Source organism: Rhodospirillales bacterium, from assembly GCA_023898765.1.
In the GTDB taxonomy this organism is placed as follows: domain Bacteria; phylum Pseudomonadota; class Alphaproteobacteria; order Micavibrionales; family Micavibrionaceae.
Map to the genome: position 1 here is coordinate 1,591,645 of CP060238.1, position 24,673 is coordinate 1,616,317.

Here is a 24,673-nt window from a genome sequence, read left to right on the forward strand (position 1 = left end):
AACGAAAGAGAGGGTAAATATGGCTGTAGCTTCTTTAGCTTTTAGTAAGTCTTTGAGTAACATTACAATCGGAGGTCCCGTTAGCGGCGCAATTATGGATGGCGCACGGAACGAGGGGTTGCGCCTTGATCAACGCGCACCGGGTATTGGTATCAGTTTGACCCTTGGCGCGGACTACAAACCAGCGCAGCCATAGTGCGGTAGATTGGTGTATTTTGTAAGTAAGGGCCTCGTTTGAGGCCCTTTGTTTTTTCCGGGATATGCCCTTTCCTCCCTGTCATCCCGAGCCCCCTCCCTGTCATCCCGAGCGAAGTCGAGGGATCTTATATGTAACGGTCCTCAAATATCCTTCGACTCCGTTCGCTATAGTATTTCACGCTCAAGTGATCGCAGATTGGAATACTATTGTTGAAATGGCAGAGATGTTTCTTGAAGAGCTGCACATAAAATCGAAAAGCCGTGCGGACTAAGTCCACATTTTTTTCTTCAAAAACAAGATGTTATCTAAAAAGCGGGTCCGCTTGAAGTGGACTTACTCCTGATTTTCGGGCGGCGCCACCGCAAAGCTCTCCCCGCAGCCGCAGCGAGCCGATTCGTTGGGGTTAGTGAAGACAAATCCGGCGCCCATTTTATCTTCCGCATAGTCGATTTCCATGCCGTAGAGCATCCAGGAGTGGATTTTGGGGATATACAGCACGGCGCCGCCTTGCGCGAAGCGTTCATCCGCCGTCAAATCCTCTTCCAGCACATGCTCCATCCGGTAGGAATGCCCGCTGCAGCCCGTCGCCCGGATGCTCAGCCGCAGGCCCGCGGCTCCGGGATTGAGGGCCGTTTTGGCTTTTATGGCTTTGACAGCCGCATCTGTTATTTTTACCGCCTGCGTCACTTTACCTCTCCCTTCAGGGAGAGGTCGGAATGCACAGCATTCCGGGTGAGGGCCTGCATCTCATCCCTGATCGTCTGCAAAACACCTTCTGTTTCCTGCATCCCCTGATTGTTCCAAAACCTTAAAACCTTATAGCCTTTTCGTTCCATAAAAGCCGTCCGTTTCATATCGTATCCCTTCCGGTCCGCATGCTGCCCGCCGTCAATTTCGACAATCAGACCGGCGCTCCGGCAGGCAAAATCCGCGTAATAAGGCGGAACGGGAAACTGACGGTAAAATTTACACCCCTCCATCTGGCGGCTTCGCAAATGCAGCCATAAACACTTTTCAGCTTCTGTCTGATTTTGCCTTAAATTTCGCGCTGTCTTTGTTATCCCCATTTTCCTTCCCTCACCCGGCGTGACATACGTCCCGCCGACCTCTCCCTGAAGGGAGAGGTAAATCTACACAAACATATTGAGTTGCAACTTCGCTGTTTCCGCCATTTTTGAAGGGTCCCACGGCGGATCCCAGACAATTTCCACATCCACTTCCTCCACCCCGTCAACGGCAAAGAGCGCGCCCTGCACCCAGCCGGGCATATCCTGCGCCACGGGGCAGCCAGGCGACGTCAGGGTCATCTGGACACAGACATCCGCCTTGCCGTCTTCCCGGTCGATAATGTCCATGCGGTAGATCAGCCCCAGCTCGTAGATATTGACCGGAATTTCAGGATCGTAAATCTCCCGGATAGCGGCGACAATATCCGGCCAAAGTCTGTGATCCTTGCTGCCTTCCACATGCTCCGGCTCCGCCAGTTCGTCATAATCCTCGTCTTCCGTCGTCTGGGCGGGTTCGCTCATGCCAGCATCTCCTTCGCTTTTTTTAACCCCGCGACAAGCGCGTCTATATCGTTTTTGTTCGTATAAAGGCCCAAAGACGCGCGGGCCGTGCCCTCCACGCCCAGACGCTTCATGAGCGGCATGCAGCAATGGTGTCCTGTGCGGATGGCCACGCCGCACTGGTCCAAAATCATGGCGATATCGCTTGGATGCGCCCAGTCGGCGACAAAGCTGACAATGCCGGCCTTTTCCGGCGCCCGCCCGTAACAGGTCAGGCCCTCTATCCTCTCAAGTTCCTGCAGGGCGTAAGCGAGGAGTCCCTTTTCATGGGCCGCAATTGCCTCCATCCCGATGGCGCCGAGATAGTCGATGGCCGCGCCGAGGCCGATAACCTCCGCAATCGCCGGCGTTCCCGCCTCAAAGCGCGCGGGCGGGGCTTTATAGGCGGTTTTTTCGAAGCTGACGGTTTCAATCATATCCCCGCCCCCCTGGTAAGGCGGCATGGCCTCCAGAAGATCAAAACGCCCCCACAAAACCCCTGCCCCCGTCGGGCCATAGAGCTTGTGGCCCGTAAAGACGTAGAAATCGCACCCCAGAGCCTGAACGTCCACGGGGCCATGCACGACGGCTTGCGAACCGTCCAGCAGGACTTTGATCTCCGGGTTAAAATTTTTAACTGTTTTGACCATTTTTTGCACCGGATTGATAGTTCCGAGCGCATTCGAGACATGAACAAGGGAAACAAGCCTTGTTTTATCGCTTAAAAGACCTTCAAAAGCCTCTAAATCGAGCGTTCCGTCCCCTAAAACGGGAATAATGCGCAAATGAATGCCGATTTGGTCCCTTAAAAGCTGCCACGGGACGATATTGGCGTGATGTTCCATTCCGGAGAGGATAATTTCATCCCCTTGCCGCAGGAAAGTCCGGCCCCAGCTTTGCGCCACAAGATTGATGCCTTCGGTAGAATTGCGGGTAAAGACAATTTCGTTCCCGGACGGCGCATTGATAAAGTCCGCGGCCTTGGACCGGACCGCCTCATATTGATGTGTTGTTACTTGAGAAAACCTGTATAACCCCCTGTGAACATTCGCATAATTATGCTCAAAAAGATCGCGCATCGCCTCCATCACGCTGCGCGGCTTCTGCGCGCTTGCGGCGCTGTCCAGAAAGGCCAGGGGCCTTCCGTTCATTTTTTCCTGCAAAATCGGGAAATCTTCACGGTAAATGGAAATATCCATCATATGCTTTGCCTTATCCGCCGCTTGCATGCGCTTCCTCCAGCCAGTTCCGGATTGCTTCGGCCACCTGCTCCCCGGCCGCCTCGTCTGTCATTTTCCCGGCAACCTCGGTCAAAAACCCCTGAATGATAAGCGCGCGCGCCCGGCCTTCCGGAATACCGCGCGATTGCATATAAAACAGGGCCTCTTCGCCGATTTGACCCGTCGTTGCACCATGGGAGCATTTTACGTCATCGGCATAGATTTCCAGCTCCGGCTTGGTGTCCATTTCGGCCAGAGAGGAAAGCAGCAAAGCGTTGGAAAGCTGGCGCGCATCCGTTTTCCGGGCCGCGCGTTCCACGCGGACTTTTCCCTGAAAAACCCCCCGCGCCTGATCCGCTATGACACTCCGATAGAACTGGTTTGAACCGCTATTGCCAACATGATGGTTCATGGCGATCGTCGTATCCCCGTGCTGCCTGCCCCGCAACAACTGAATCCCGCTCAAATCGCAGCGCGCCGTCTCCCCCTGAATATCCACCGCGATCTCGTTCCGGCTCAGTTTTGCCCCGCAGCTTAAGGTAAAGCCTTCATAAACGGCCCCCGCCGCCAGTGTAATGTGCGCCATATTGGTGTGGACGGCGTCCGCGCTTTCTTCCTGAAAGCGGTAATGGTGCAGCCTTGCACCCTGTCCCAGCGTGATTTGAGTTGTGACATTGCTCCAGTAGGCGCCCTGCCCCTCGTAGCGTTCAATCAGGGTCAGGTCCACCCCGTCTTCCAGCGCGACCGTGAGATGCGGCGTATGGATTTCCCCGCTGCGCCCCGACCACAGAATTTCCTCCCGCCCGCCTTGCGTGATCGTTATCTCCTGCGCGGCAGAAGCCGCCGTCAAACCTTCCGGCATCGCCTTTGGAAGGTTCGTGTATTTCCACGCCTCCTCTTTCGGCGTTGGCAGATTATTTAACGATAAAGAAATCACGGGCCTTTAACCACAGAGTCACAAAGACACAGAGAATATTTATAAAACTCTGTGTTACTCTGTGACTCCGTGCCTCCGTGGTTCATTCTTTTCATGCGGCTATTTCTCCATACCCTTTTTCTTCCAGTTCCAGCGCGAGGTCTTTCCCGCCGGTTTTGACGATTCTCCCCTCCGCCAGCACGTGCACGACATCCGGCACGATATAATCCAGCAAGCGCTGGTAATGCGTAATGACAAGGAAGGAACGCTCCGGGGAGCGCAGGGCGTTTACCCCGCCTGCGACCACTTTCAGCGCGTCGATATCCAGCCCGCTATCCGTTTCATCCAGCACGGCAAAACCCGGTTCCAGCATCGCCATTTGCAAAACTTCGGCGCGTTTTTTCTCCCCGCCGGAAAAGCCGACATTCACAGGCCGTTTCATCATCTCTTCGGACATGCCAAGAGAGGCGCATTTTGCCTTCATGAGCTTCAGGAACCCGATCGCGTCCAGCTCTTCCTCCCCACGGGCCTTGCGGATCGAATTGATCGCGGTTTTGAGGAATTGCGTCATCTGCACGCCGGGAATTTCGACCGGATACTGAAAGGCCAGAAACAGCCCCGCCGCCGCGCGCTCATCCGGGCGCAGGCCGAGAATGTTTTTCCCGTTAAACAGGATATCCCCCTGCGTCACCTCATAACCTTCCCGGCCCGCCAGCACGTAAGAGAGCGTGGATTTACCTGCGCCATTTGGCCCCATAATGGCATGCACCTTCCCGGCCTCAATGTGCAGGTCGATGCCTTTGAGGATTTCCGTGCCGTTCACACTGGCGTGCAGATTTTTAATTTCGATCATCTTGTTTTACTTCGATTTCACGCCCTCAATTTTGCCCAGCCGGTCGTTATTCGCCGCCGCCTGCTGTTTGAGACGAAGCTGCAACCGCTCCAGATCCGTAATCAAGGCCGGGCTGACCTTCCCCTGCATGCCTTCTATACGGACCGAAAGCTCTTTGGCGGCCTGATCGTAATAGTCGAATGCTTTTTGTTTGTTTTGTTCATTCACGGTGAATTCCACCGCATCATTGCGCGTGATTTTCTCGTCTTCGGATTCCAGAAGGCTGACACATTCCTGCGTCAGGTGGATCATTTTCCGGATCGCGTCATTCGGATCTTCAGGTAATATTTTCGTCATCGTTTTTTCCTTTCTTCGTATAAAAATTTTTTCGTGAACTTCGCTTCACTTTCCCTTCTTCGTGTTAGGATTCATCCCACACTTCCCTCCAGTGAAATACCGACAAGCTTTTGGGCTTCCACGGCGAATTCCATGGGCAAATGCTGCATCACGTCCCGGCAAAAACCGTTCACGATAAGCGCCAGCGCTTCTTCTTCGCCGATCCCGCGGCTTTGGCAGTAAAAGAGCTGCTGCTCCGAAATTTTGGAGGTCGTGGCCTCATGTTCCAGATTCGCGCCTGGATTCCGGCTTTCGATATAAGGCACCGTATGCGCGCCGCACTGGTCCCCGATGAGCAGGCTATCGCACTGCGTAAAGTTCCGCGCCCCGTCCGCCCCCGGCAAAACCTTTACCAGCCCGCGATAGGTCTGGTTCGACTTGCCGGCAGATATTCCCTTGGAGATAATCCGGCTCTTTGTATTAGCCCCCATATGGATCATCTTTGTGCCGGTATCGGCCTGTTGATGATTATTGGTAATCGCCACAGAATAAAATTCCCCTTGCGACCCTTCCCCTTTGAGCACGCAGGAAGGATATTTCCATGTGATCGCGGAGCCGGTTTCCACCTGCGTCCATGAAATTTTGGAATTCCTGCCTTCGCACATACCGCGCTTGGTGACGAAATTATAGACGCCGCCCTTGCCCTCTGCATCGCCGGGATACCAGTTTTGCACGGTGGAGTATTTAATCTCCGCTTCCTCGTGCGCCACCAGTTCAACCACCGCGGCGTGAAGCTGGTTTTCGTCGCGCTGCGGCGCGGTGCAGCCTTCCAGATAGGACACATACGAGCCCTTGCCGGCGATAATCAGCGTGCGTTCGAACTGGCCCGTATTGACGGCGTTCATGCGAAAGTAAGTGGACAGCTCCATCGGGCAGCGCACCCCTTCGGGCACGTAGACAAAACTGCCGTCCGTAAACACAGCGGCGTTCAAACAGGCATGCTTATTGTCGTGATACGGCACGACCGAACCGAGATATTTTTTCACAAGATCAGGATGGTTTTGGATAGCTTCGCTGATCGAGCAAAAAATGACCCCCGCATCTTCCAGGGACTTTCGAAAGGTCGTCGCCACCGAAACGGAGTCAAACACGGCATCGACGGCAACCTTCGGCGCGCCTTCGACCCCTGCCAGAACCTCCTGCTCTTTAAGCGAAATACCGAGCCTTTTGTATGTCTCCAGTAATCTCGGGTCCACCTCGTCAAGGCTCTTTGGCTTGTCCGCCATGCTTTTAGGCGCGGCGTAGTAATAAAAATCCTGATAATCAATCGCCTGAAAATCAACATTAGCCCATTCCGGCTCGGGCATTTTGAGCCAGTGCGCATAGGCTTTGAGCCGCGCCGCCAGCATCCACTCCGGCTCCTTCTTCTTTTCGGAAATCAGGCGGATAATCTCTTCGGACAAGCCCTTGGGCGCGTAGTCCGTTTCAATATCGGTTTCAAATCCGGCCTCATACGTGCCGAGACTCTGAACCGCTTCAATCGTTTCATTCCGGGCGGGAGTCATGCGGCGTGCCTCATCATCTGGGCCAGGGACACCCCTTCCAGCGCCTCGCGCATGGCCATATTCACGGGATTCCACTGCCCCTTGATCGGGCAGTCCTCCTCCCGCGCACAACATTCGTCGCTGCCCTCGACACAGGCCGTAAGGGCCACAGGGCCGTCCAGCGCCGTAACCACGGCCGCGACACTGATCTCCTCCGGCATTTTATCCAGCATATACCCGCCGCCGGCGCCGCGCACAGATGTCACGACACCGCCCTTTGCCAGCAGTTTCAAAACTTTGGAAACCGTCGGCTCCGGCAGGGCCGTTTTGACCGCCAGCCCGGAAGCCTGCAGCAAAACGCCTTTCCGGGCAGCCATTTCAGCCAGAATGACCACCGCATAATCCGTTAATTTTGTCAGTTTTATCATATACTTATCAAAAATCGTCAAATCCGTACAAATCCGGTACGCTTTAAATGGCATGTCTGTCTCAAAAATTCAAGGAAATTAAGATTTATTAAAGGCTTCTCACGTACCCTGAAGGGTAATTGAGTTCATTTTGCAAAAGGGTGAGACATGAAATTAAGCCATATTTACAACGAAGCCGCAAACCGCCGGAAACAAAGCCTGCCTTTTGTCGGGGAAGACCGCCGCAAAATGATCGAAATGATCGAAGAAGCACAAAATCAGGAGTTCATGGACAAGGTTCTTCTGGAAGGAATTGAATATATCCAGGGACTCAAGCGGCTGGCCTGACCGGGCCTGCCATAAAGGACGGGACGAAAAATGAAGAACAAAGACACCGGAACGGATTTTTTGAAGGCAGTGCGTCCGGAACTGCTGCCGCCAAGCGATGCGCCAACACAGGCATTTCTCCAGGACGTTAAAAAGATTCCCGGCATTGTCCGGCTGGACAGGAACGGCTTTTCCACAGGCGCGCCTGCGGCCGGCCTTTCAAGCACCCCCAGACTTTAACACGCAAAAGGATTCCTCATTTCCCGGTCTTCGATTTCGACGACCCAGAGATCCGGGTCGCGCTCTATTGAGCGCCGGATGTAGGAATCCGCATCCTCTTCTTCCACCACGTCCGAACCCCGCGCATTTTCCCAGCCCAAAACGCCCTCCAGATCGCGCTGCTGCGTCAGGAGCCTGCACCGCCCCGCCATATCGCTGATCTTGAGCAGAACGAGCCCGCCCGTCTTTTCCCCCTTATGCGCGACATAGACCGGCAGGCCTTCGCTCATCAATTCACGGATTTTGGCCTCCAGCCATAGATGTGTCGGAAGGCGCGCCTCTTCTTCGTACATGCCGGCCTTTACGTCTTCCTGCGTTTGCGCCCGTAGAGCTCGAGCCGGTGATCTATCAGCTCGTACCCCAGTTCTTCGGCGATTTTGATTTTGATTTTTTCGAGCTCGATATTTTCAAACTCAACGACTTTGCCGGTTTCCACATCAATCAGGTGATGGTGGTGGTCCATATTCGTTTCATAACGCGCAAAGCTTTCGTTAAATTCCCGCCGGACAATAATATCCAGCTCTTCCAGCGTGCTGAGCGTGCGGTAAACCGTTGCGATGCTCATGGTCTTGTCGATGGCCTTGGCCCGCTCGTATACCGTATCCACGGAAGGATGGTCCTTTGCCTGCGTCAAAACCTTCAGGATGACTTTGCGCGGCCCGGTCATTTTCAAGCCCGCTTCAATGCAGCGCTGTTCAAGATCCATCATTAAAAAAACGCTCCTTAAGAGGACGAGAGGATAAGAGTGCCCAGACAACCTACCCGGACCTGTCGGGGAATTCAATCTCTTCGGTCAAACCGTGCCAAACAGGCGGTCGCCCGCATCGCCAAGTCCCGGCTCGATAAAAGCGTTATCGTTCAATTTCTCATCCAGCGCCGCCACATATACGGGGATTTCAGGGCAGGCCGCCTCCACAACCCGGACGCCTTCCGGGGCCGCCACCAGCGCCATAAAAATAATTTTGTCGCGCGGCACCCCGTTTTCAACCAGAAGCCGGAAGACATGTTCCGAGGAATGCCCCGTGGCAAGCATGGGATCCACCACGATATAAGCCTGCCCGTCCCTGTAAGGCGGCAGTTTCTTAAGATATTCGACGGGGCGATGCGTTTGCTCATCCCGATACACGCCGACATAGCCGATCGGACTTTCGGGGAGAAGTTCGATCAGCCCTTCGGCCATTCCCTGCCCTGCGCGCAAAACCGGCACGATCACGGGCGGCGGGCCTTCCAAAACCGGTGCTTCCATAGTGCATAGCGGCGTTTCAACGGCTTTGGACCCGACCGGAAGGGCCTTTGTGACCTCATACCCCATCAAAAGCGCTATCTCTTTAAGCAGGCGGCGAAACGCTGGCATCGGCGTGTTTTTATCGCGCATCCGGGATAGTTTATCCTGAACCAATGGATGATCTACGATATGCAGGTTTTTGAAATCACTGTGTTTTTTCATGTTTTATTGCTCCGAAAGATATTCTTTTTCCAGCGCATCCAGCGTTCCTTCCCGAACGGCCTCGCGCACCTCCCGCATCAGGCGGTTCATCACGGCGACATTATGCTGGCTTAAAATCTGGAAGGCCAGCATTTCCCCGGCCTTCAAGAGATGGTGGATATAGGCTTTCGAATAATCGCGGCTGGCGGGAACGTTCAGGCCTGGATCCAGCGGCTCCGGGTCATCCTTGTAGCGGTTATTGTTGATATTGATGCGCTCGTCGCGCCGCCCTTTCATCAGGGCCATGCCGTGGCGGGCAATCCGCGTGGGCATGACGCAATCGAACGTATCAATGCCGCAGCGCACCGACTTGAACACATCCTTGATCCGCCCGATCCCCAGAAAGTGGACCGGCCTTTCGGGATGGTTATGCGGACGGACGATCTCCAGAATGCCGTACATTTCCTCGTCCGTGCCGCCCAGACACCCGCCGACAGCCGTTGCGAAGAACGGGCGGGAAGCCACATATTGCGCGCTCTCCACCCGCAAATCGTCATAGACGCCGCCCTGCACCACGCCGTAAAGCCCTTGCGTGCCGTCATGCGCTTTCTCAAACGCTTTCAGAGAGCGGTCCCCCCAGCGCATGCTCATCTCCATGGATCTGGCGGTGTAATCCTTGCTCACCTGATAGGCGGTGCATTCGTCCATCTGGACAATGAGGTCCGCCCCGAGCTTACGTTGCAAATCCATTGAGATTTCGGGATTTAAACACAGCTTGGCCCCGTTCCGGTAAGAACGGAAGAAGGCCCCCTCTTCCGTTACTTCCAGCAGGTTCTTTTTGGTGGTGCGGCCCCGGCCTTTGATTTCATCCGCGCAGGAGCCGTTTCCCATCGAAAAAACCTGAAACCCGCCGGAATCCGTCAGCATCGGACCGCCCCACCCCATAAATTTATGCAGTCCCCCCATTTTTTGAATGAGGTCCGCCCCGGGCTGGATCATCAAATGGTAGGTGTTGGCCAGAATGATATCCGTCCCGGCCTCCTCCATCTGAAGGGGAGAGAGATTTTTAATCGACGCCTTGGTGCCGCAGAAAATATAATTGGGCGTTTTGATCGTCCCGTGCGGCGTGCGCAGCCTGCCCGTCCGGGCCCCGCTTTTCGGGTCCGTGTGCGTGATTTCAAACGAAAAATTCGGGTAATGTATGTTTAAATCGGCTGCCATGCGCGCCTTTATGACAGAAGATGGGACTTTTCCAAAGAGACTTTACAGCTTTGCCACAGGAATACGGCGCACAGGGGGGCCTTCCGTCCCGTGAGCCCGGCCTACCAACACTTTTTTCGCCGGGACCGCAGCCCCTTCATCCTCCTGCTCCGCAAAAGCGCGCGCGGCGGCTCTTTTGCTGTCAAGGACATCCAGACGGGCCTGCGCCGATTCATGGCCCTGCGCGGCGGCTTTTTCAAAAAATTTGCGGGCCTGCACCTCATCCAAATCCACAAGGTGAAGCACCCCCATGTTATACAGGGCACCCGGATCACCGGCATCAGCCAACCACTTCTGCCTTTCAACAAATTGCTTCAAGTCTTTTTCAAGCATGGCCTCTCCTCTTAACACTATGTCCTTCCGAGGCACGGACTTTAACCTCTCTTTAATGTTATGTCAATTCTAAAACGCTGCCTGTGAAAAAACCCGCTGCGCTCGCCGTCAGCGGGTTTTAACGTCGAAAGCAATGCGTCCCTACGCTTTCTTGGCCAGCGCTTTTTCGACCTGCGCTTTTACCTTGCGCAAAGCGGGGTCCAGCTTGGTCTTGGCCGTGCCTGTGACGAACGCGTCAATGCCGCCTTTATGGTCCAGCGTCCGCAAACCCGCCGCCGAGACCTTAACAGACACTTTACGGCCCAGAGCCTCGCTGTAGACGCTCGTATTTTGCACATTCGGCAAAAATTTACGGTGCGTTTTATTTTCGGCGTGAGAACGGTTATTTCCGGACATCACGGCTTTTCCTGTTACCATACACGTGCGGCTCATGGGCTTATTCCTTTAAAGTCTTATAAAATCCTAAAAATCCGGGGCGAAAATAAACGAAAGCCCCCCTAAAAGTCAAGAAGATCATGCCCGGAAACGACAATTGCACCACAAAGGACGGCCAAAAGAAGGATATGGGCCATCATTGAAATGTAAATCCCGCGGCTTAAATGGCTGGCCCCCAGCTGCGCCGTGGCCCCTTTCGGCCCGGCCCAGCGGCGCTTGATCGCGCTGCCGTCAAGGTCTTTCGTCGCGCCGCCAAGGCTGACATTCAGGGCAAAAGCCATCGCAGCAACCGCCCAGCCCCCCTCTTCATAAGGCGCCGTTCCTTCCCGCGCCTTAAAGGCCGCGAGGGCGTCGCTCATCCGGGCCGTGGGCGTAAACAGCCCCGCCAGCGCAATCAAAATCCCGGCCAGCAGATTCGGGACAAATCCCATCAGTTTTTCAAGGGTGAGGGACATCTGGCCGAATCCTTTGGTAAACCCCTCTTTCCCGAAGCGCCAGGACAGCGCCGCAAGCCCCATATAAAGATAGGCGCCGGGCAATCCGGCAATCAGATACCACAGGACCGGCGCCACCAGCCCCTTGTCAAAACTCCTGGCCCCCATCGCAATCCCGATGCGGGTGATCGTATATTCGTCGCTTGTGCTCATATCCGTGCGGGTGGAGCGCGCAATGGTGTAAAAGGCCCCTTTGAGCGGTTTTTCGCTGGAAAGCGCCTGAAACAGGCGAAAAAGCGCAAACCAGACCGCACCGGCCGTTAAAGACAGGCTGAGCAGGAAAATTTCCATGATTTTCCATTGCGGGTAATAAAGGGTCAGGAAATGGGCAAACTTGCCCATAAACAAGGCAATCAGAAGCCCCGTAACGGTCAGGATAAAGCCCCTGAAGGACAAATCGGCGCGCGTGCGGTCGGCGCGGTCCAGCCGCCCGCCGATTCCGCCGAAAAACAGCTCTATAATGCGCCAGAGAAACGGATTCGCGTTCCCTCCCATCGGCCCCGTCAGAATACCTATGCAGGACACAAGGAAAACGGCGGCAATTGCCACCGGGAGACGGTCCGGATCAAAGATATGGCCATGAATTTGCTGAATATACTCAAAAATGGAATTTTGCACTGCACCAAAGCCTGTTCCGGGTGTATAATGAAACATTGTAGCGTTTAAACAAAGGCTTTGAAAGATGCTCTATCATTTATACGAATTCCGGAATGCCCTTTTATCCCCCGTCCGCATCGGCGCGGAGGTTTTTCGCGCCTCCATGATTAACCCCTGGAACCCGCTGGCCCATACGCAGGTCGGACGGACGCTTGCGGCCAGCGCCGAAATGTTCGAACGCACCACCCGCCGCTTTGGCGAACCGGACTGGATGATTAAAGACACGCTCATTGACGAAAAAAAAGTTCCCGTTTCCATAGAAACGATCGTTGAAAAGCCTTTTTGCAATCTCCTTCATTTCAAACGCGGCACAAAGCGCAAGGACCCGCAGGTTTTACTCGTCGCGCCGATGTCCGGGCATTATGCCACCTTGCTGCGCGGAACGGTTCAGGCCTTGCTGCCGCATCACGACGTTTACATCACCGACTGGACCGATGCCTCCCAGGTTCCGCTTGCCGAAGGGAAATTCGATCTGGATGATTTTATTACGTATCTGCGTGAATTCATGAGTCTTTTGGGGCCGCAAACGCATGTGATTGCGGTTTGCCAGCCGGCTGTGCCTGTTTTGGCTGCCGTGTCCCTCATGGCCGGCGAAGAAGACCCCAACCAGCCTTTGACCATGACCCTGATGGGCGGGCCCATCGATACCCGCATTTCCAAAACGGAAGTGAACAAGCTCGCCGAAGAACGCCCGTTGAGCTGGTTTGAAAGTGCGGTCGTGCAGACCGTTCCGGCCTTCAACCCGGGGGCCTTCCGGCGCGTTTATCCCGGATTCCTGCAACTGAGCGGCTTTATGTCGATGAATCTGGACCGTCACGTGGATTCCCACAAAGAGTTCTTCCAGCACCTGATTGAAGGAGACGGGAGTTCCGCCGAGAAACACCGGAAATTCTATGATGAGTATAACGCCGTGATGGATATCACCGCCGAGTTCTACCTCCAGACCGTTGACGTTGTTTTTCAGCGTCATCTCCTGCCCCTTGGCAAGATGAAATGGCGGGACCCTTTGAGCCACAAGCTCGTTGACGTAAACCCGGAGAAAATAAAACGCACGGCCCTGTTTACCATTGAAGGCGAACTCGACGATATTTCCTCCCGCGGACAAACAACCGCCGCGCATGATTTATGCAGCAATCTGGCGCCGGGCAAACAATTCCACAGGTTCCAGCTTCAAACCGGTCATTACGGGATTTTCAACGGTCGCAAATGGCGTACCGAAGTGATGCCGCGCATCCGGCACTTCATTCGCAATTTTGATAAGGATGTAGACAAAATCCCGGCCAAAGACCTTAAACTGATCCCGGACATCGCGCCGGAACGCTTCAACCATGACAAACACGGCGTTGACGTCGTCAAGCAATGGCTGAAAGAGCGGGACAAAGAGGAACACGAAATCAACGGATTCGTCCCTGCCAAGGATGATAATTAGAGCATTCATCGCTTAGATTGGGTCACGACCCATTTTGTCATCCTGAGCCGAAGGCGAAGGATCCCAAACTTTTCCGGAGATTCTTCCGTCATTGCGAGGGAGCGTAGAGACCGAAGCAATCCAGTCGGCCTTTCACCCCTCACCCTCCCGCTTCGCGGCCCCCCTATCCCTATAGGAGAGGGAGGTATTAAGGCGCCGCCTACGCAGCCTTGGCCGCTTTCCGGTAATCCAGAATGCGCCGCTCGACTTCCGGACGGAAATGGCGCATCAGTCCCTGAATAGGCCACGCGGCCGCATCGCCGAGCGCACAAATCGTATGGCCTTCAATCTCTTTTGTGACTTCCAGAAGCATATCAATTTCTTCCAGCGTGGCGTTGCCGCTCACCATCCGGTTCATCACACGCGCCATCCAGCCCGTCCCCTCGCGGCAGGGCGTGCACTGGCCGCAGCTTTCATGCGCGTAAAAATCGGACAGGCGGGCAATGGCGTAAATCAGATCGGTGGAGCGGTCCATCACGATAACGCCCGCCGTCCCAAGGCCGCTTTGGACTTCCCGCAGGGAGTCAAAATCCATTAAAACGGTGTCGCAAACTTCTTTTGGAATCATCGGGCAGGAAGAGCCACCCGGGATAACGGCTTTCAGGTTATCCCAGCCCCCGCGCACGCCGCCCGCATGTTTTTCAATCAGCTTTTTAAGCGGGATGCCCATTTCCTCTTCCACCACGCAGCGGTTGTTCACATGCCCCAGCAGGCAGAAGAGTTTTGTCCCTGTATTCTTTTCATCCTTGCCCAGCCCGGCGAACCATTCCCCGCCCCGGCGCAAAATCGTCGGCGCGCAGGCGATCGTCTCCACGTTATTGATCGTGGTCGGGCAGCTGTAAAGCCCCGACATCGCCGGGAAAGGCGGCTTGTTGCGCGGCTGGCCTTTCTTGCCTTCCAGGGAATCCAGCAGGGCGGTTTCCTCTCCGCAGATATAAGCCCCCGCGCCGCGATGGAGCGTCACGTCAAAATCCCAGTCCGATCCGGCCGCATTCTTGCCCAGCAATCCGGCCGCGCGCGCCTCTTCGATTGCGACCGCCAGTTCGGACGCTTCATGGGCAAATTCGCCCCGCACGTAAATAAAGGCACGGTGCGCGCCCATCGCAAACCCGGCCAGCAGCGCACCCTCGATCAGCTTATGCGGATCGTGGCGCATGATCTCACGGTCCTTGCAGGTGCCCGGCTCCGATTCATCGGCGTTAATGACCAGATAATGCGGACGGTCCCCGATTTCCTTGGGCATAAAGGACCATTTCAGGCCGGAGGGAAACCCGGCCCCGCCGCGCCCGCGCAGGCCGGACGCTTTCATTTCGTCAATAATCCACGCACGGCCCTTGGCGATGATATCCCTGGTGCCGTCCCAGTCCCCGCGCTTCCTGGCCGCCTCCAAAGACGCCGGCTCAAAGCCGTACAGGTTGGTAAAAATCCTGTCTTTATCCTCGAGCATCTAGAGCGCCCCCGCTTTTTTGGCCTGTTCTTTAAGGCTGGTGGGCCCGTCAATCGACATGGAACCCCGCCGCCCGTTTTGCGGTCCGGCAGGCGGAACGATATCTTTTTTAAGGCTCTCCAGAATCGCCAGCATGCTCTCTTCCGTAAGGTCTTCGTAATACAGGTCGTTGATCTGCACCATCGGCGCATTCGCGCAGGCGCCGAGGCATTCCACCTCCATCAGGGTGAAATAGCCGTCTTTCGTCGTCTCGCCGACATGAAGCCCCAGATGCTCCTCACAGACCTTGAGAACGGGACCGGACCCGCAGAGCCAGCAAGGCGTCGTCGTACAGACCTGAAGCAGGTATTTTCCCACGGGCTGTAAATTGTACATGGAATAAAACGTCGCCACTTCGTAAACCTTCACCGGCGGCTGGCCGATGATCCGCGCGATTTCATCCATGGCGGCCCGCGGAATCCAGCCGCCGTAAGGATGTCCGGCCTTTGCGCCTTCCTCTCCGACCTGAAGCTGCGCCAGATCCAGCAAAGGCATCACGGCGCTGCGCTGCTGCCCTTCCGGATAGCGGGCGATAATTTCCGCCACCGCCTTTTCATCTTTAAAAGAAAAGCTGTCGGGCTGATAATCGGCCTTTAAATCATAAGGTTTTTTCACCGGTCAATTTCTCCAAACACGATATCCATGGAGCCGATATTGGCAACCACATCGGCCAGCATATGGCCTTTACTCATAAATTCCAGCGCCTGAAGATGCGCAAACCCCGGCGCCCGGATATGGCAGCGGTAGGGCCTGTTCGAACCGTCGGACACCAGATAAACCCCAAACTCCCCCTTCGGCGCTTCCACCGCCGTGTAAGTCTGTCCCTTGGGCACATGAAAGCCTTCGGTAAAAAGCTTGAAGTGGTGGATCATCGCCTCCATGGAGCTTTTCATTTCGGCGCGCGGCGGCGGGGCTATTTTGTAATCGCTGACCATGACATCGCCTTTCGGCTTTTCCTGCAATTTCCTCAAACATTGACGCATGATCTTTAAGGACTGGCGCGTCTCCTCGACGCGCACCAGATAGCGGGCATAGCAATCGCCCGTTTTACCGATGGGGATATCAAAGTCCATTTTCTCGTAAACTTCATAGGGCTGCGCTTTGCGCAAGTCCCACGCAATGCCGCTGCCGCGCAGCATCGGGCCGCTAAAACCCCTGTCCTGCGCTTCGTCCGCCGTTACAACGCCGATATCCACGGTGCGCTGCTTGAAGATGCGGTTGTCCGTCAAAAGCGTTTCAAGATCGTCGATCACCCTGGGAAAAGCTCTGGTCCATTCCATCATATCTTCGACCAGCCCTTCGGGCATATCCTGCGCCACGCCGCCGGTGCGGAAATAATTGGCATGCAGGCGCGCCCCGCAGACGCGCTCGTAAAACTCCATGCCTTTTTCCCGCTCCTCAAACCCCCACAGAGCGGGCGTCACCGCCCCGACATCCAGCGCGAACGTCGTAATCCCCATGATATGGTTGAGGATGCGGCCCAGTTCGCAGAACAACACGCGGATATATTGCGCCCGTTCCGGCGCCGCAATCCCGAGAAGAGTCTCCGTGGCCAGCGCAAAGGCATGCTCCTGGTTCATGGGCGAGACGTAATCCAGCCGGTCGAAATAAGGCAGCGCCTGCGTATAGGTCCTGTGTTCGATCAGTTTTTCCGTGCCGCGGTGAAGAAGCCCCACATGCGGATCGGCCCGCTCCACGATCTCTCCGTCCATTTCCAGCACGAGACGCAAAACCCCGTGCGCCGCCGGATGCTGCGGCCCGAAATTCATCGTAAAGGGCTTGATGTTGGTTTCTTCGCTTAAAGAGTCCGTTTCAAGCGGAGCGGAGTCAGGCATCTTTTTCTCCCACTGTCTTTTTGGCGGGCGTCCAGCCATGCCCGGGCGCGTGCGTTTCGCCGCCGGAAAGCTGGATGTCCGTCAGCCCCTCCCAGGGCGAAATCTCCCCGAAATCGCGGAAGGGCTGGTCTATTTGAACGGGTTCGTAAACCACGCGGCGCAGGTCTTCATCGTAGCGCAGCTGGACATGCCCGCTGAGAGGAAAATCCTTGCGCAGGGGATGCCCTTCAAACCCGTAATCCGTCAGAATGCGGCGCAAATCCGTATGGTCGCTAAAATAGACGCCGAACATGTCCCAGACCTCGCGCTCCAGCCATCCGGCATTGCTGAATACGGACGTAACGGACGGCACCGGCGTATTTTCATCCGTCCGGACCTTCAGGCGCACGCGCTGATTCATCGACAGGGACAAAAGATTGTAAACGACCTCAAAACGTTCCTTGTTTTCAGGTTCGTCCACCCCGCAAATATCGACCAGAATCCTGAACTGGCATTCGCCGTCGTCGCGCAGGAACTGCAACACCCCGACGATATCGTCGCGGCGCACATGAAGGCACAGCTCATTTCCGGCAAAGTGAAAACTCTGGACGGCTTCGTCTAAACTCTCTTCAATATGCTCGGCCAGGTCTTTCAGGGATTCATTGTGGGGCATGGCGTAAAAAAATACCGCGTTGTTTCTTACGCGGTATCATAAGAGGTCTTGCCACCCCTTTCAAAGGATATTTATTGTTTTCCCGGTTAAACCGTCAGGTTTTCCGTAGGCCGCATTATCGCTGCCGATCTGAGGGCAGGATCCGGCGTCACCTCCGGCTGTTGATAAATTGCATCCTTGTATCTTGAAAGAACGCCTTCTTTTGCCTCTTCAAGTCTCTGGTTCAGCGCCTCGCGCTGGTGGGTCAGAATATCGCGGTTTTCATCCGTCGGGTCATCCTGATATTTCATGGCGTTATTCACGTGCTCCTTTGCAATCTCTGCAAATTCGGCAGGTTCAATCTCTGCCGCCTTATCGTACCGGCTATCCGACAAGCTTCCATTTTCGGCGCTGCGTTCTATCTGATCCATAAATCTGGTCGTTGCCTTCTCCCTGACACCGATTTCTCTTTCCAGCTTGTCGTAGAGCTTACCCTTGTCCTTGTCGTCATAAGCCTGAATCTGTTGCGAAAAACCTCTTTTGCCCCAGTCCTCGACAGGAACGTCCCGTAATTTTTTTGCAAACTCGTTCGGATGTTCATACTTGGCGGACGCGCCGGCAAAAGCGCCGGTAAGCGGGACGGGAGCCATTACGGCAGCGGCTGCACCGGCCGAAAATTTCAAAAAATTTCTTCTGGTTATCCCCATAACAACACCCTTTCGCGTCCATTCATTAAAACTGACAACAATTATAAAGGAAACTTATGTTTTATGTCAATATATTATCGGCGCAGACGGGTGTCTTCGCGCTGGATCTTCCTTTGGAGCTGGAGAAGCCCGTAAACAAGGGCTTCGGCCGTTGGCGGGCAGCCCGGCACATAGATGTCCACGGGCACCACACGGTCGCACCCGCGCACCACGGAATAGGAATGGTGGTAATATCCGCCCCCGTTGGCGCAGGAACCCATGGAAATGACCCAGCGCGGCTCCGGCATCTGGTCGTAGACCTTCCGCAGCGCGGGCGCCATTTTATTGGTTAACGTCCCCGCCACGATCATCACATCGGATTGCCGCGGCGAAGGCCGGGGAATAATGCCGAAACGGTCGAGATCGTACCGGCTCATATAGGAATGGATCATCTCCACCGCGCAGCAGGCAAGGCCAAAGGTCATGGGCCACATGGACCCCGTCCGCGCCCAGTCGAAGAGATGGTCGGTCTGCGTGAGCAAAAACCCCTTATCCTTTAATTGCGCCGCAATCGCCTGCGGCACCACATCCTGTTCCGGGGCGGGCGGCATCGGAACACGGGTCGTCAAAGGCACGCGCGGCGCGGCGATCACTTTACGGTCATGACTCATGCTTTTATTCCCAATCCAGGCCGCCCTTCTTCCACTCATAGATAAAGCCGACCGTTAAAACACCCAGAAAAACCATCATGGACCAGAAACCGAAAAGGCCGATATCGCCAAGCGTCACCGCCCACGGAAACAAAAAGGCAATCTCAAGATCGAAGATAATGAAGAGAATCGCCACAAGATAAAACCGGACGTCGAATTTCCGGCGGGCATCGTCAAAAGCGTCGAATCCGCATTCGTAGGCGGACAGCTTGTCTTCGTCGGGATGATGGCTCCCCGCCAGAACGGACAGCACAAGCGCGCCGCAGGACACAACAGCCGCAATCCCGATAAAAATCAGGATGGGCAGGTAATTTAAAAGGAAATCGTCAGACGCCATGATGCCGGATTGTAAAGTCTTAAGTGCAAACTGTTAAGCCCGAAAAACAACTTATCACTGAAAACATCAGACTCCCATCACAAATTATTCCGTTGAAATAATCTGGAAACTAATTTATAAGCCTTTTCTAATTTATAGAATTTTTATAGAACACGGTATTTTCTTATGTTTTTTTATTTAAAACCCCAAGATCAAGCCGAACTCCTGAAAGAAGTTCAGTCTCAGGTTGATTCTCTAAGTAAATTTCAGTCTGAATGCTTTAAAACGGTCTTCTGGTGGAGTGCTAAAAAAACCGCGCCGGACGCTCCCTTAAAACTTACCGGGGATAATTTCAAACGGGTGCCGGGCGGGAATCTTCACGTATTTAAAGAAGGCGAAGGGCTGGCGGACGCCCTGAAGGCTTTTCATATCGACCCGGACGCGCTTGAGGACCGCATTACAAAACTTGTCGATCCGGCCCTTGAGAAACCTCCCGGAAAAGGGGAATGCCTCGTCGGGTTTGATATCGATACGACGGAATTTACGCCGGAGGACGCCTATGCCTTCATGAGAAAGCCCGTGACACTCGTACAGCTTGATAAAAACAAGCCCTGCGACACGTCATCGCACAGCGATGTTTTAACGTTATCGGATAAAGACATTGCCATTTATGAACCCACGCGGCGGCTTTACCATGTGTTTGCAAAAGTCAGCAAAATCTGGGCAGAGGAACACAAAGGCGTTTCCTGCATTCCCGTTGAACGGCTGCCGGCGGACAGGATGCCCATGCCTGAAAAAATCAGAGCGGCCATAAAAATGGCGAAAGCCTCGGGACTCATCCCCGCATAAACATCTTCGTTTGCGTAAAACAAAAAATCAGGGTATCCGTCCCGTCATTACGAGCCGCCGCGCCGGAGCTTTTAGCAAAGGCGGGCGGCGCGGCAATCCAGAAACCTGCCTTTTGGCTCTGTATTGCTTCAGTCGCTACGCTCCTTCGCAATGACGAAAAACAGACATTCTTGAAAAATGAGGGGCGGCAAGCTTTTGTAATATAAGAAGCAAAAATGAATGGCGCGAGTGACGGGACTTGAACCCGCGACCTCCGGCGTGACAGGCCAGCGCTCTAACCAACTGAGCTACACCCGCAATTCAGGCTTCCGGTTTTAGGGAATAGAGGACGAAAAAGCAACATCTTTTCACGCTCTTGCGTCCCAATTCCGGAATTTTGTCTTTTAAGCCGCCAATTCCGCAGGTTCCGGGTTAAAGGGCAACCCCAAAGACTCGGCCACGCCCTGATGCGTAATCTCGCCCTTGCAGACATTCAGCCCTTCCATCAAAGACGGATTATCGGCCAGCGCCCGTTTCCAGCCCTTATCCGCAAGCTCCAGCGCATAAGGCAGGACGGCGTTGTTCAGCGCCTGCGCCGATGTCATCGGCACCGCGCCGGGCATATTCGCCACGCAGTAATGGATGACCTCGTCCACCGTATAGACCGGATCGCTGTGCGTGGTGGCATGAGAGGTTTCAAAACATCCCCCCTGATCGATCGCGATATCCACCACCACGGCGCCCGGACGCATGTTCCGGATCATGTCTTTGGTCACAAGCTTCGGCGCGGCGGCCCCCGGAATAAGCACCGCCCCCACCACGAGGTCGGCATCCAGAACATAACGCTCCAGGGAATCGCAACTGGACTGGATCACCCGGGCGCGGCTGCCGAAATGCTGGTCCAGCCGCCGGATATGATCGTGATTTTTTTCAAGGATAACCACATTGGCCTGCATCCCCACCGCCATTTGCGCAGCATGGTACCCTGAGACACCGCCGCCGATGACGACGACATTGGCGGGCTCGACCCCCGGAGAACCGCCGATCAGACGGCCCCGCCCGCCCAGATGCTTCAAAAGATAGGCCCCGCCGACCTGAATGGACAAACGGCCCGCGATCTCGCTCATGGGCGCCAGAAGCGGCAACCCTTTTCCGCCCGGCCCCGTAACGGTTTCATAGGCAATCGCCACACATCCGGAGTCAATAAGCCCCTGTGTCTGCTGCGCGTCTGCGGCCAGGTGAAGATAGGTGAAAAGGACCTGGTCTTCCCGCAACATCTTGCATTCCTGCGGCTGCGGCTCTTTGACCTTGATAATCATATCCGCCCGGTCGAATATTTCTTTTGCGGTGCTTATAACCTCCGCGCCGGCGGCCTTGTAGTCGTCGTCCGTGTAGTTAATCCCCCCTCCGGCCTGCGTCTCGACCAGAACCTGATGACCGTGGGCGACAAATTCTTTGACGGAAGCGGGCACCAGCCCGACACGATGCTCTTGCGGTTTGATTTCTTTGGGAACGCCGACAATCATATTCATTACCTCCTTACAGGATGAACTCAGGGTGAAAACCGGGGGTAATCTAGCAGCCGCCCTGCCCCTTGCCTACATGCAACGCACAAAAAAACGGTTTTTTCTGAAACGTGGCTACGCCGCGCTCTCTTGCAACGTCTCTTCGCCCATCATCAAAACCCCGTCGGAGATATGAAACTCGACGCTCTCCCTGCCCTGCCACCGGTTGATCTGGAATTTTCCGAGCAAATGAAACGGCTGGCGGGACTTTTTGAGCAGGGCCTCTCCCAGAGGAGTCCCGACCCCGCCAAACAACATTGTCTTCATGCGCGTTCCGCCCTCCCAGTCGCTGACCAGCGCGCGGATGTGCTTTTCTTTCAGCACATCGACGCTGTGAACCCGCACATTGGCCAGCGCAAAAACAGGCTCCGCATTTCCCACGCCGAAAGGCCCCACATTTCCTTCCAGAATTTTAATGAACTCCAATTGCGCCCCCTGAACCGAAGCCACGCCGTCAACGACTGTTTCTTTTGTTAAATCAATACACTCTAATTGTTTTTTGAAGTTTTGGTATAAAAATTCCGTAAAGGCCGGAAGCCGGTCCGGCTCCAGCGAAAAACCGCCCGCCATTGCGTGTCCGCCGCCGTTAATCAGCAAACCGTCATTGCGCGCCGCGATAAAAGCCTGCGCCATATTGACACCGGCGACAGAGCGGCCCGATCCGCGCCCTTCCGGCAAACCTTCCGCGTTCTTCGTATAAGTGACGACAATGGCCGGCTTGCCAAAGCGTTCTTTCAGGCGGCCCGCCACCAGACCGCTGAGCCCCGGATGACCCTCCGGCGAATCCACCACAATCACAGGATGGCGCTCCAGCCCTTCCCGTTCCACGCGGGCGATGGCTTCCTTCATCATGGCGGACTGGATTTCCTTGCGCTCCTCGTTGCATTTTTCGAGCGTCCAGGCGATAGAGCGCGCTTCTTCCAGATCGTCGCTGGAGAGCAATCTCGCCCCCAGATCGGATTTATGCACCCGGGAGCCCGCATTGATGCGCGGCCCCAAAGACCACCCCGCATGCTGCACCGTGGGCGCGCCTTCAATTTTGGACACTTCGCACAGCGCCCTGATCCCCGGGTTATCGCTGCTGGAAATCTGTTCGAATCCCACCCGGACAAAAAGGCGGCTCGCCCCCGTGAGCGGCACCATGTCACATACGGTTCCAAGCGCCACAATATCGAGCCATTGTTTCAGTTTTGGTTCAGGCAGGTTCCTGTCGCTGTAATAGCCCTTCTCCCGCAAAACGTTATTGATCGCCACGCAGGCCATAAAGCTCACCCCGCACGCCGCGAGCATGTCCAGTCCCGATATGTCGTCCTTCCGTTTGGGGTTGATGATATGATTGGCATCGGGAAGCGTTTCTTCGGCTTCATGATGGTCGAAAACGGTTATTTCCAGCCCCATCTCACGCGCCCGCGTAATCGGTTCAAAGGCCGTAATGCCGCAATCGGCAATCAGGACAATCTCCGCCCCCTGCTCTTTCAGGCTTTCAAATGCCTTTGCGTTGGGACCGTATCCTTCGCTCAGGCGATCGGGAATATAGACCGGCGGCTCCTGCCCCAGCGCCCTGAAAAAGCGGATCAGGACCGCCGCAGACGTTGCGCCGTCCACGTCAAAATCGGCAAAAATTCCGATTTTCCGCCCCTGCATAACAGCGTCTGCCAGATCTTCGGCAAAGGCGCGCATGCCCGCCATATCAAAAGGATCGGGGAAGTTTTTCTGCAGCGTCGGATACAAAAACGCCTCAACGGAGTCCGGCGTCACCCCGCGCAGCGTCAACATGCGTGCTACGAACTCCGGCAGGCCGTAATTCTGGGACATGCGGGCCACCGCCGCCTCATCCACAGGCAAAAACGACCAGCGCGCCTCATTCAGGGATTTTTGAACATCAAGAACAGAATCGGACATTCGTCCTTTGTAGCACAAACAGGTGCCAGAAATTACCCGTCCATTGCATCAAAACCGCTCTTGCGCTTAAAATTGTGGACCGCTTCGATATTGCGCATCGTGCCGGATTTGGACCGCATCACGATAGAATAGGTTTTTGCCCCGCCCGGATAGCGCCGCACACCCGGCAACATCGTGCCGTTTGTCACGCCCGTGGCCGCAAACATCACATTGTCCGGCTTGGCCAGATCATCCGTCGTGTAAATCTTGTCGTAATCGGTAACGCCCCATTTGTCGGCCCGTGCGCGTTCCTCATCGCTGCGGAAAACCAGACGCCCCAGCATCGCCCCGCCGATGCATTGCAGAGCGGCGGCGGCCAGCACCCCTTCGGGCGCCCCGCCGGTTCCGACATAAAGATCAATGCCGCTTTCGGGTTCGTTCGTCGCAATCACGGCGCTGACATCCCCGTCCTGTATCAGGCTGATACGCGCGCCGGCGGCGCGGACGTCCCGAATAAGCGTTTCATGGCGCGGACGGTCCAGAATGCAGACCAGCAAATCGCTTGTTTTTGCGCCTTTGGCCCTGGCGACCTTCTTGAGCACGTCCTCGATCGGCGCATCCAGATCCAGAACATCTGCGGGGATTCCCGCGCCGACGGCGATTTTCTCCATATAGGTATCCGGCGCGTTCAAAAACCCGCCTTCATCCGCCATCGCCATCACGGCAATCGCGTTTTGCCCGCCCCGGGCCGTAATGGTGGTTCCCTCCAGCGGATCCAGCGCAATATCTACCTTGGGCCCATGTCCGTTTCCGACCTTTTCCCCGATATAAAGCATCGGCGCTTCATCGCGCTCGCCTTCGCCGATCACGACCGTGCCGCGAATGGCCAGCGAATTGAGCGCCTCCCGCATGGCATCGACGGCCGCCGCATCTGCGGCTTTTTCATCGCCGCGCCCGACGGTTCTGGAGGCCGCCAAAGCCGCCGCCTCCGTAACACGCACAGCCTCCAGCGCGAGGTTCCTGTCCATGGAAAACGCCTCGCCTGCGGAATGTGC

General features: G+C 55.4%; 30 protein-coding genes and 1 tRNA gene. 4 read left to right on the top strand and 27 right to left on the bottom strand.

All coding sequences use genetic code 11. The features are described 5' to 3' along the window. Window positions 1-532: 532 nt before the first annotated feature. From H6853_07750 to H6853_07790, 9 genes are all read right to left on the bottom strand, one after another. Window positions 533-886: an iron-sulfur cluster assembly accessory protein gene (locus H6853_07750; protein USO03413.1), complete on the bottom strand. Its 354-nt coding sequence runs from the start codon at window positions 884-886 to the stop codon at window positions 533-535. Continuing rightward, on the bottom strand, window positions 883-1,266 hold the full coding sequence (locus H6853_07755; protein ID USO03414.1) for an endonuclease domain-containing protein: 384 nt from the start codon (window positions 1,264-1,266) through the stop codon (window positions 883-885). The genes H6853_07750 and H6853_07755 overlap by 4 nt, the downstream gene beginning before the upstream one ends. Window positions 1,267-1,329: 63 nt before the next feature. Next, window positions 1,330-1,728, bottom strand: coding sequence for a DUF59 domain-containing protein (locus H6853_07760; GenBank protein ID USO03415.1), 399 nt, complete (start codon window positions 1,726-1,728; stop codon window positions 1,330-1,332). Beyond that, window positions 1,725-2,948, bottom strand: coding sequence for a cysteine desulfurase (locus H6853_07765; protein ID USO03416.1), 1,224 nt, complete (start codon window positions 2,946-2,948; stop codon window positions 1,725-1,727). Before H6853_07765 ends, H6853_07760 begins: the two co-directional genes overlap by 4 nt. A gap of 10 nt (window positions 2,949-2,958) precedes the next feature. After that, window positions 2,959-3,903, bottom strand: coding sequence for a Fe-S cluster assembly protein SufD (gene sufD / locus H6853_07770; protein ID USO03417.1), 945 nt, complete (start codon window positions 3,901-3,903; stop codon window positions 2,959-2,961). Window positions 3,904-3,994: 91 nt separating this feature from the next. Further along, complete coding sequence (gene sufC, locus H6853_07775) at window positions 3,995-4,735, bottom strand: Fe-S cluster assembly ATPase SufC (protein USO03418.1); 741 nt, start codon at window positions 4,733-4,735, stop codon at window positions 3,995-3,997. Between the two features lie 6 nt (window positions 4,736-4,741). Continuing rightward, complete coding sequence (locus H6853_07780) at window positions 4,742-5,071, bottom strand: hypothetical protein (protein USO03419.1); 330 nt, start codon at window positions 5,069-5,071, stop codon at window positions 4,742-4,744. Window positions 5,072-5,142: 71 nt separating this feature from the next. Next, window positions 5,143-6,615, bottom strand: a complete 1,473-nt coding sequence (gene sufB / locus H6853_07785) for a Fe-S cluster assembly protein SufB (GenBank protein ID USO03420.1) — start codon at window positions 6,613-6,615, stop codon at window positions 5,143-5,145. After that, window positions 6,612-7,022, bottom strand: coding sequence for an SUF system Fe-S cluster assembly regulator (locus H6853_07790; protein USO04638.1), 411 nt, complete (start codon window positions 7,020-7,022; stop codon window positions 6,612-6,614). The genes sufB and H6853_07790 overlap by 4 nt, the downstream gene beginning before the upstream one ends. Before the next feature lie 147 nt (window positions 7,023-7,169). On the opposite strand from H6853_07790, the gene H6853_07795 reads away from it, so the two are divergent. Both H6853_07795 and H6853_07800 read left to right on the top strand, forming a co-directional pair. Then, window positions 7,170-7,349: a hypothetical protein gene (locus tag H6853_07795; GenBank protein ID USO03421.1), complete on the top strand. Its 180-nt coding sequence runs from the start codon at window positions 7,170-7,172 to the stop codon at window positions 7,347-7,349. Between the two features lie 30 nt (window positions 7,350-7,379). Next, complete coding sequence (locus H6853_07800) at window positions 7,380-7,568, top strand: hypothetical protein (protein USO03422.1); 189 nt, start codon at window positions 7,380-7,382, stop codon at window positions 7,566-7,568. On the opposite strand, the gene H6853_07805 is transcribed toward H6853_07800, so the two are convergent. From H6853_07805 to H6853_07835, 7 genes are all read right to left on the bottom strand, one after another. After that, window positions 7,565-7,900 carry a DUF1491 family protein gene (locus tag H6853_07805; protein USO03423.1) on the bottom strand — a complete coding sequence of 112 codons (336 nt, stop codon included), beginning with the start codon at window positions 7,898-7,900 and terminating at the stop codon, window positions 7,565-7,567. The two genes, H6853_07800 and H6853_07805, sit on opposite strands and share 4 nt — an antisense overlap. Before the next feature lie 8 nt (window positions 7,901-7,908). Beyond that, window positions 7,909-8,316 carry a transcriptional repressor gene (locus H6853_07810; GenBank protein ID USO03424.1) on the bottom strand — a complete coding sequence of 136 codons (408 nt, stop codon included), beginning with the start codon at window positions 8,314-8,316 and terminating at the stop codon, window positions 7,909-7,911. Between the two features lie 84 nt (window positions 8,317-8,400). Continuing rightward, entirely contained in the window at window positions 8,401-9,054 is a 654-nt protein-coding gene (gene upp / locus H6853_07815; GenBank protein USO03425.1) for a uracil phosphoribosyltransferase, read from the bottom strand. A 3-nt stretch (window positions 9,055-9,057) separates the two neighbouring features. Then, window positions 9,058-10,254 (bottom strand): tRNA guanosine(34) transglycosylase Tgt, encoded by a 1,197-nt coding sequence (gene tgt, locus H6853_07820; GenBank protein USO03426.1) that lies wholly within the window; start codon window positions 10,252-10,254, stop codon window positions 9,058-9,060. Between the two features lie 42 nt (window positions 10,255-10,296). After that, complete coding sequence (locus H6853_07825) at window positions 10,297-10,581, bottom strand: sel1 repeat family protein (protein USO03427.1); 285 nt, start codon at window positions 10,579-10,581, stop codon at window positions 10,297-10,299. Between the two features lie 186 nt (window positions 10,582-10,767). Next, window positions 10,768-11,058 (bottom strand): 50S ribosomal protein L28, encoded by a 291-nt coding sequence (rpmB, locus tag H6853_07830; GenBank protein ID USO03428.1) that lies wholly within the window; start codon window positions 11,056-11,058, stop codon window positions 10,768-10,770. Window positions 11,059-11,123: 65 nt separating this feature from the next. Further along, window positions 11,124-12,209 carry a cobalamin biosynthesis protein gene (locus H6853_07835; GenBank protein ID USO03429.1) on the bottom strand — a complete coding sequence of 362 codons (1,086 nt, stop codon included), beginning with the start codon at window positions 12,207-12,209 and terminating at the stop codon, window positions 11,124-11,126. A gap of 28 nt (window positions 12,210-12,237) precedes the next feature. Here H6853_07835 and H6853_07840 point away from each other — a divergent pair, with 28 nt between their 5' ends. Beyond that, entirely contained in the window at window positions 12,238-13,641 is a 1,404-nt protein-coding gene (locus H6853_07840) for a polyhydroxyalkanoate depolymerase (GenBank protein ID USO03430.1), read from the top strand. Window positions 13,642-13,840: 199 nt separating this feature from the next. On the opposite strand, the gene nuoF is transcribed toward H6853_07840, so the two are convergent. From nuoF to H6853_07875, 7 genes are all read right to left on the bottom strand, one after another. Continuing rightward, window positions 13,841-15,127: an NADH-quinone oxidoreductase subunit NuoF gene (gene nuoF, locus H6853_07845; GenBank protein ID USO03431.1), complete on the bottom strand. Its 1,287-nt coding sequence runs from the start codon at window positions 15,125-15,127 to the stop codon at window positions 13,841-13,843. Further along, window positions 15,128-15,781 (bottom strand): NADH-quinone oxidoreductase subunit NuoE, encoded by a 654-nt coding sequence (nuoE, locus tag H6853_07850; GenBank protein ID USO03432.1) that lies wholly within the window; start codon window positions 15,779-15,781, stop codon window positions 15,128-15,130. Beyond that, the gene (locus H6853_07855) at window positions 15,778-17,001 is read right to left on the bottom strand and encodes an NADH-quinone oxidoreductase subunit D (GenBank protein USO03433.1); all 1,224 of its coding nucleotides are present in this window, start codon (window positions 16,999-17,001) and stop codon (window positions 15,778-15,780) included. Before H6853_07855 ends, nuoE begins: the two co-directional genes overlap by 4 nt. Next, a complete protein-coding gene (locus H6853_07860; GenBank protein USO03434.1) occupies window positions 16,994-17,653 on the bottom strand; it encodes an NADH-quinone oxidoreductase subunit C in 660 nt (219 codons plus the stop codon). The genes H6853_07855 and H6853_07860 overlap by 8 nt, the downstream gene beginning before the upstream one ends. Before the next feature lie 86 nt (window positions 17,654-17,739). Next, window positions 17,740-18,339 (bottom strand): twin-arginine translocation signal domain-containing protein, encoded by a 600-nt coding sequence (locus H6853_07865; GenBank protein USO03435.1) that lies wholly within the window; start codon window positions 18,337-18,339, stop codon window positions 17,740-17,742. A gap of 74 nt (window positions 18,340-18,413) precedes the next feature. Then, entirely contained in the window at window positions 18,414-18,929 is a 516-nt protein-coding gene (locus H6853_07870) for an NADH-quinone oxidoreductase subunit B (GenBank protein ID USO04639.1), read from the bottom strand. A gap of 64 nt (window positions 18,930-18,993) precedes the next feature. Beyond that, window positions 18,994-19,365: an NADH-quinone oxidoreductase subunit A gene (locus H6853_07875; protein ID USO03436.1), complete on the bottom strand. Its 372-nt coding sequence runs from the start codon at window positions 19,363-19,365 to the stop codon at window positions 18,994-18,996. Between the two features lie 165 nt (window positions 19,366-19,530). On the opposite strand from H6853_07875, the gene H6853_07880 reads away from it, so the two are divergent. Further along, window positions 19,531-20,193: a hypothetical protein gene (locus H6853_07880; protein USO03437.1), complete on the top strand. Its 663-nt coding sequence runs from the start codon at window positions 19,531-19,533 to the stop codon at window positions 20,191-20,193. Between the two features lie 220 nt (window positions 20,194-20,413). Here the strand turns inward: H6853_07880 and H6853_07885 are convergent. From H6853_07885 to glpX, 4 genes are all read right to left on the bottom strand, one after another. Beyond that, window positions 20,414-20,490 (bottom strand) — tRNA-Asp (locus H6853_07885). Window positions 20,491-20,576: 86 nt separating this feature from the next. Then, on the bottom strand, window positions 20,577-21,698 hold the full coding sequence (ald, locus tag H6853_07890) for an alanine dehydrogenase (protein ID USO04640.1): 1,122 nt from the start codon (window positions 21,696-21,698) through the stop codon (window positions 20,577-20,579). A 114-nt stretch (window positions 21,699-21,812) separates the two neighbouring features. Further along, window positions 21,813-23,639: a single-stranded-DNA-specific exonuclease RecJ gene (gene recJ, locus H6853_07895; protein USO03438.1), complete on the bottom strand. Its 1,827-nt coding sequence runs from the start codon at window positions 23,637-23,639 to the stop codon at window positions 21,813-21,815. A gap of 32 nt (window positions 23,640-23,671) precedes the next feature. After that, complete coding sequence (gene glpX, locus H6853_07900; GenBank protein USO04641.1) at window positions 23,672-24,646, bottom strand: class II fructose-bisphosphatase; 975 nt, start codon at window positions 24,644-24,646, stop codon at window positions 23,672-23,674. Between the last annotated feature and the right edge of the window lie 27 nt (window positions 24,647-24,673).

What these genes read in the sequence shown, in the direction of transcription:
- H6853_07795 (USO03421.1), top strand. Translation starts at nt 7,170, where the DNA reads ATGAAATTAAGCCATATTTACAACGAAGCCGCAAACCGCCGGAAACAA.
- H6853_07780 (USO03419.1), bottom strand. Translation starts at nt 5,071, where the DNA reads ATGACGAAAATATTACCTGAAGATCCGAATGACGCGATCCGGAAAATG.
- H6853_07865 (USO03435.1), bottom strand. Translation starts at nt 18,339, where the DNA reads ATGGGGATAACCAGAAGAAATTTTTTGAAATTTTCGGCCGGTGCAGCC.
- H6853_07755 (USO03414.1), bottom strand. Translation starts at nt 1,266, where the DNA reads ATGGGGATAACAAAGACAGCGCGAAATTTAAGGCAAAATCAGACAGAA.
- H6853_07860 (USO03434.1), bottom strand. Translation starts at nt 17,653, where the DNA reads ATGCCCCACAATGAATCCCTGAAAGACCTGGCCGAGCATATTGAAGAG.
- H6853_07880 (USO03437.1), top strand. Translation starts at nt 19,531, where the DNA reads ATGTTTTTTTATTTAAAACCCCAAGATCAAGCCGAACTCCTGAAAGAA.
- nuoF (USO03431.1), bottom strand. Translation starts at nt 15,127, where the DNA reads ATGCTCGAGGATAAAGACAGGATTTTTACCAACCTGTACGGCTTTGAG.
- H6853_07765 (USO03416.1), bottom strand. Translation starts at nt 2,948, where the DNA reads ATGATGGATATTTCCATTTACCGTGAAGATTTCCCGATTTTGCAGGAA.
- H6853_07810 (USO03424.1), bottom strand. Translation starts at nt 8,316, where the DNA reads ATGATGGATCTTGAACAGCGCTGCATTGAAGCGGGCTTGAAAATGACC.
- ald (USO04640.1), bottom strand. Translation starts at nt 21,698, where the DNA reads ATGATTGTCGGCGTTCCCAAAGAAATCAAACCGCAAGAGCATCGTGTC.
- rpmB (USO03428.1), bottom strand. Translation starts at nt 11,058, where the DNA reads ATGAGCCGCACGTGTATGGTAACAGGAAAAGCCGTGATGTCCGGAAAT.
- upp (USO03425.1), bottom strand. Translation starts at nt 9,054, where the DNA reads ATGAAAAAACACAGTGATTTCAAAAACCTGCATATCGTAGATCATCCA.
- H6853_07840 (USO03430.1), top strand. Translation starts at nt 12,238, where the DNA reads ATGCTCTATCATTTATACGAATTCCGGAATGCCCTTTTATCCCCCGTC.
- recJ (USO03438.1), bottom strand. Translation starts at nt 23,639, where the DNA reads ATGTCCGATTCTGTTCTTGATGTTCAAAAATCCCTGAATGAGGCGCGC.
- H6853_07875 (USO03436.1), bottom strand. Translation starts at nt 19,365, where the DNA reads ATGGCGTCTGACGATTTCCTTTTAAATTACCTGCCCATCCTGATTTTT.
- H6853_07760 (USO03415.1), bottom strand. Translation starts at nt 1,728, where the DNA reads ATGAGCGAACCCGCCCAGACGACGGAAGACGAGGATTATGACGAACTG.
- H6853_07790 (USO04638.1), bottom strand. Translation starts at nt 7,022, where the DNA reads ATGATAAAACTGACAAAATTAACGGATTATGCGGTGGTCATTCTGGCT.
- H6853_07855 (USO03433.1), bottom strand. Translation starts at nt 17,001, where the DNA reads ATGCCTGACTCCGCTCCGCTTGAAACGGACTCTTTAAGCGAAGAAACC.
- H6853_07870 (USO04639.1), bottom strand. Translation starts at nt 18,929, where the DNA reads ATGCCGCCCGCCCCGGAACAGGATGTGGTGCCGCAGGCGATTGCGGCG.
- tgt (USO03426.1), bottom strand. Translation starts at nt 10,254, where the DNA reads ATGGCAGCCGATTTAAACATACATTACCCGAATTTTTCGTTTGAAATC.
- sufC (USO03418.1), bottom strand. Translation starts at nt 4,735, where the DNA reads ATGATCGAAATTAAAAATCTGCACGCCAGTGTGAACGGCACGGAAATC.
- H6853_07835 (USO03429.1), bottom strand. Translation starts at nt 12,209, where the DNA reads ATGTTTCATTATACACCCGGAACAGGCTTTGGTGCAGTGCAAAATTCC.
- sufB (USO03420.1), bottom strand. Translation starts at nt 6,615, where the DNA reads ATGACTCCCGCCCGGAATGAAACGATTGAAGCGGTTCAGAGTCTCGGC.
- glpX (USO04641.1), bottom strand. Translation starts at nt 24,646, where the DNA reads ATGGACAGGAACCTCGCGCTGGAGGCTGTGCGTGTTACGGAGGCGGCG.
- H6853_07805 (USO03423.1), bottom strand. Translation starts at nt 7,900, where the DNA reads ATGTACGAAGAAGAGGCGCGCCTTCCGACACATCTATGGCTGGAGGCC.
- H6853_07800 (USO03422.1), top strand. Translation starts at nt 7,380, where the DNA reads ATGAAGAACAAAGACACCGGAACGGATTTTTTGAAGGCAGTGCGTCCG.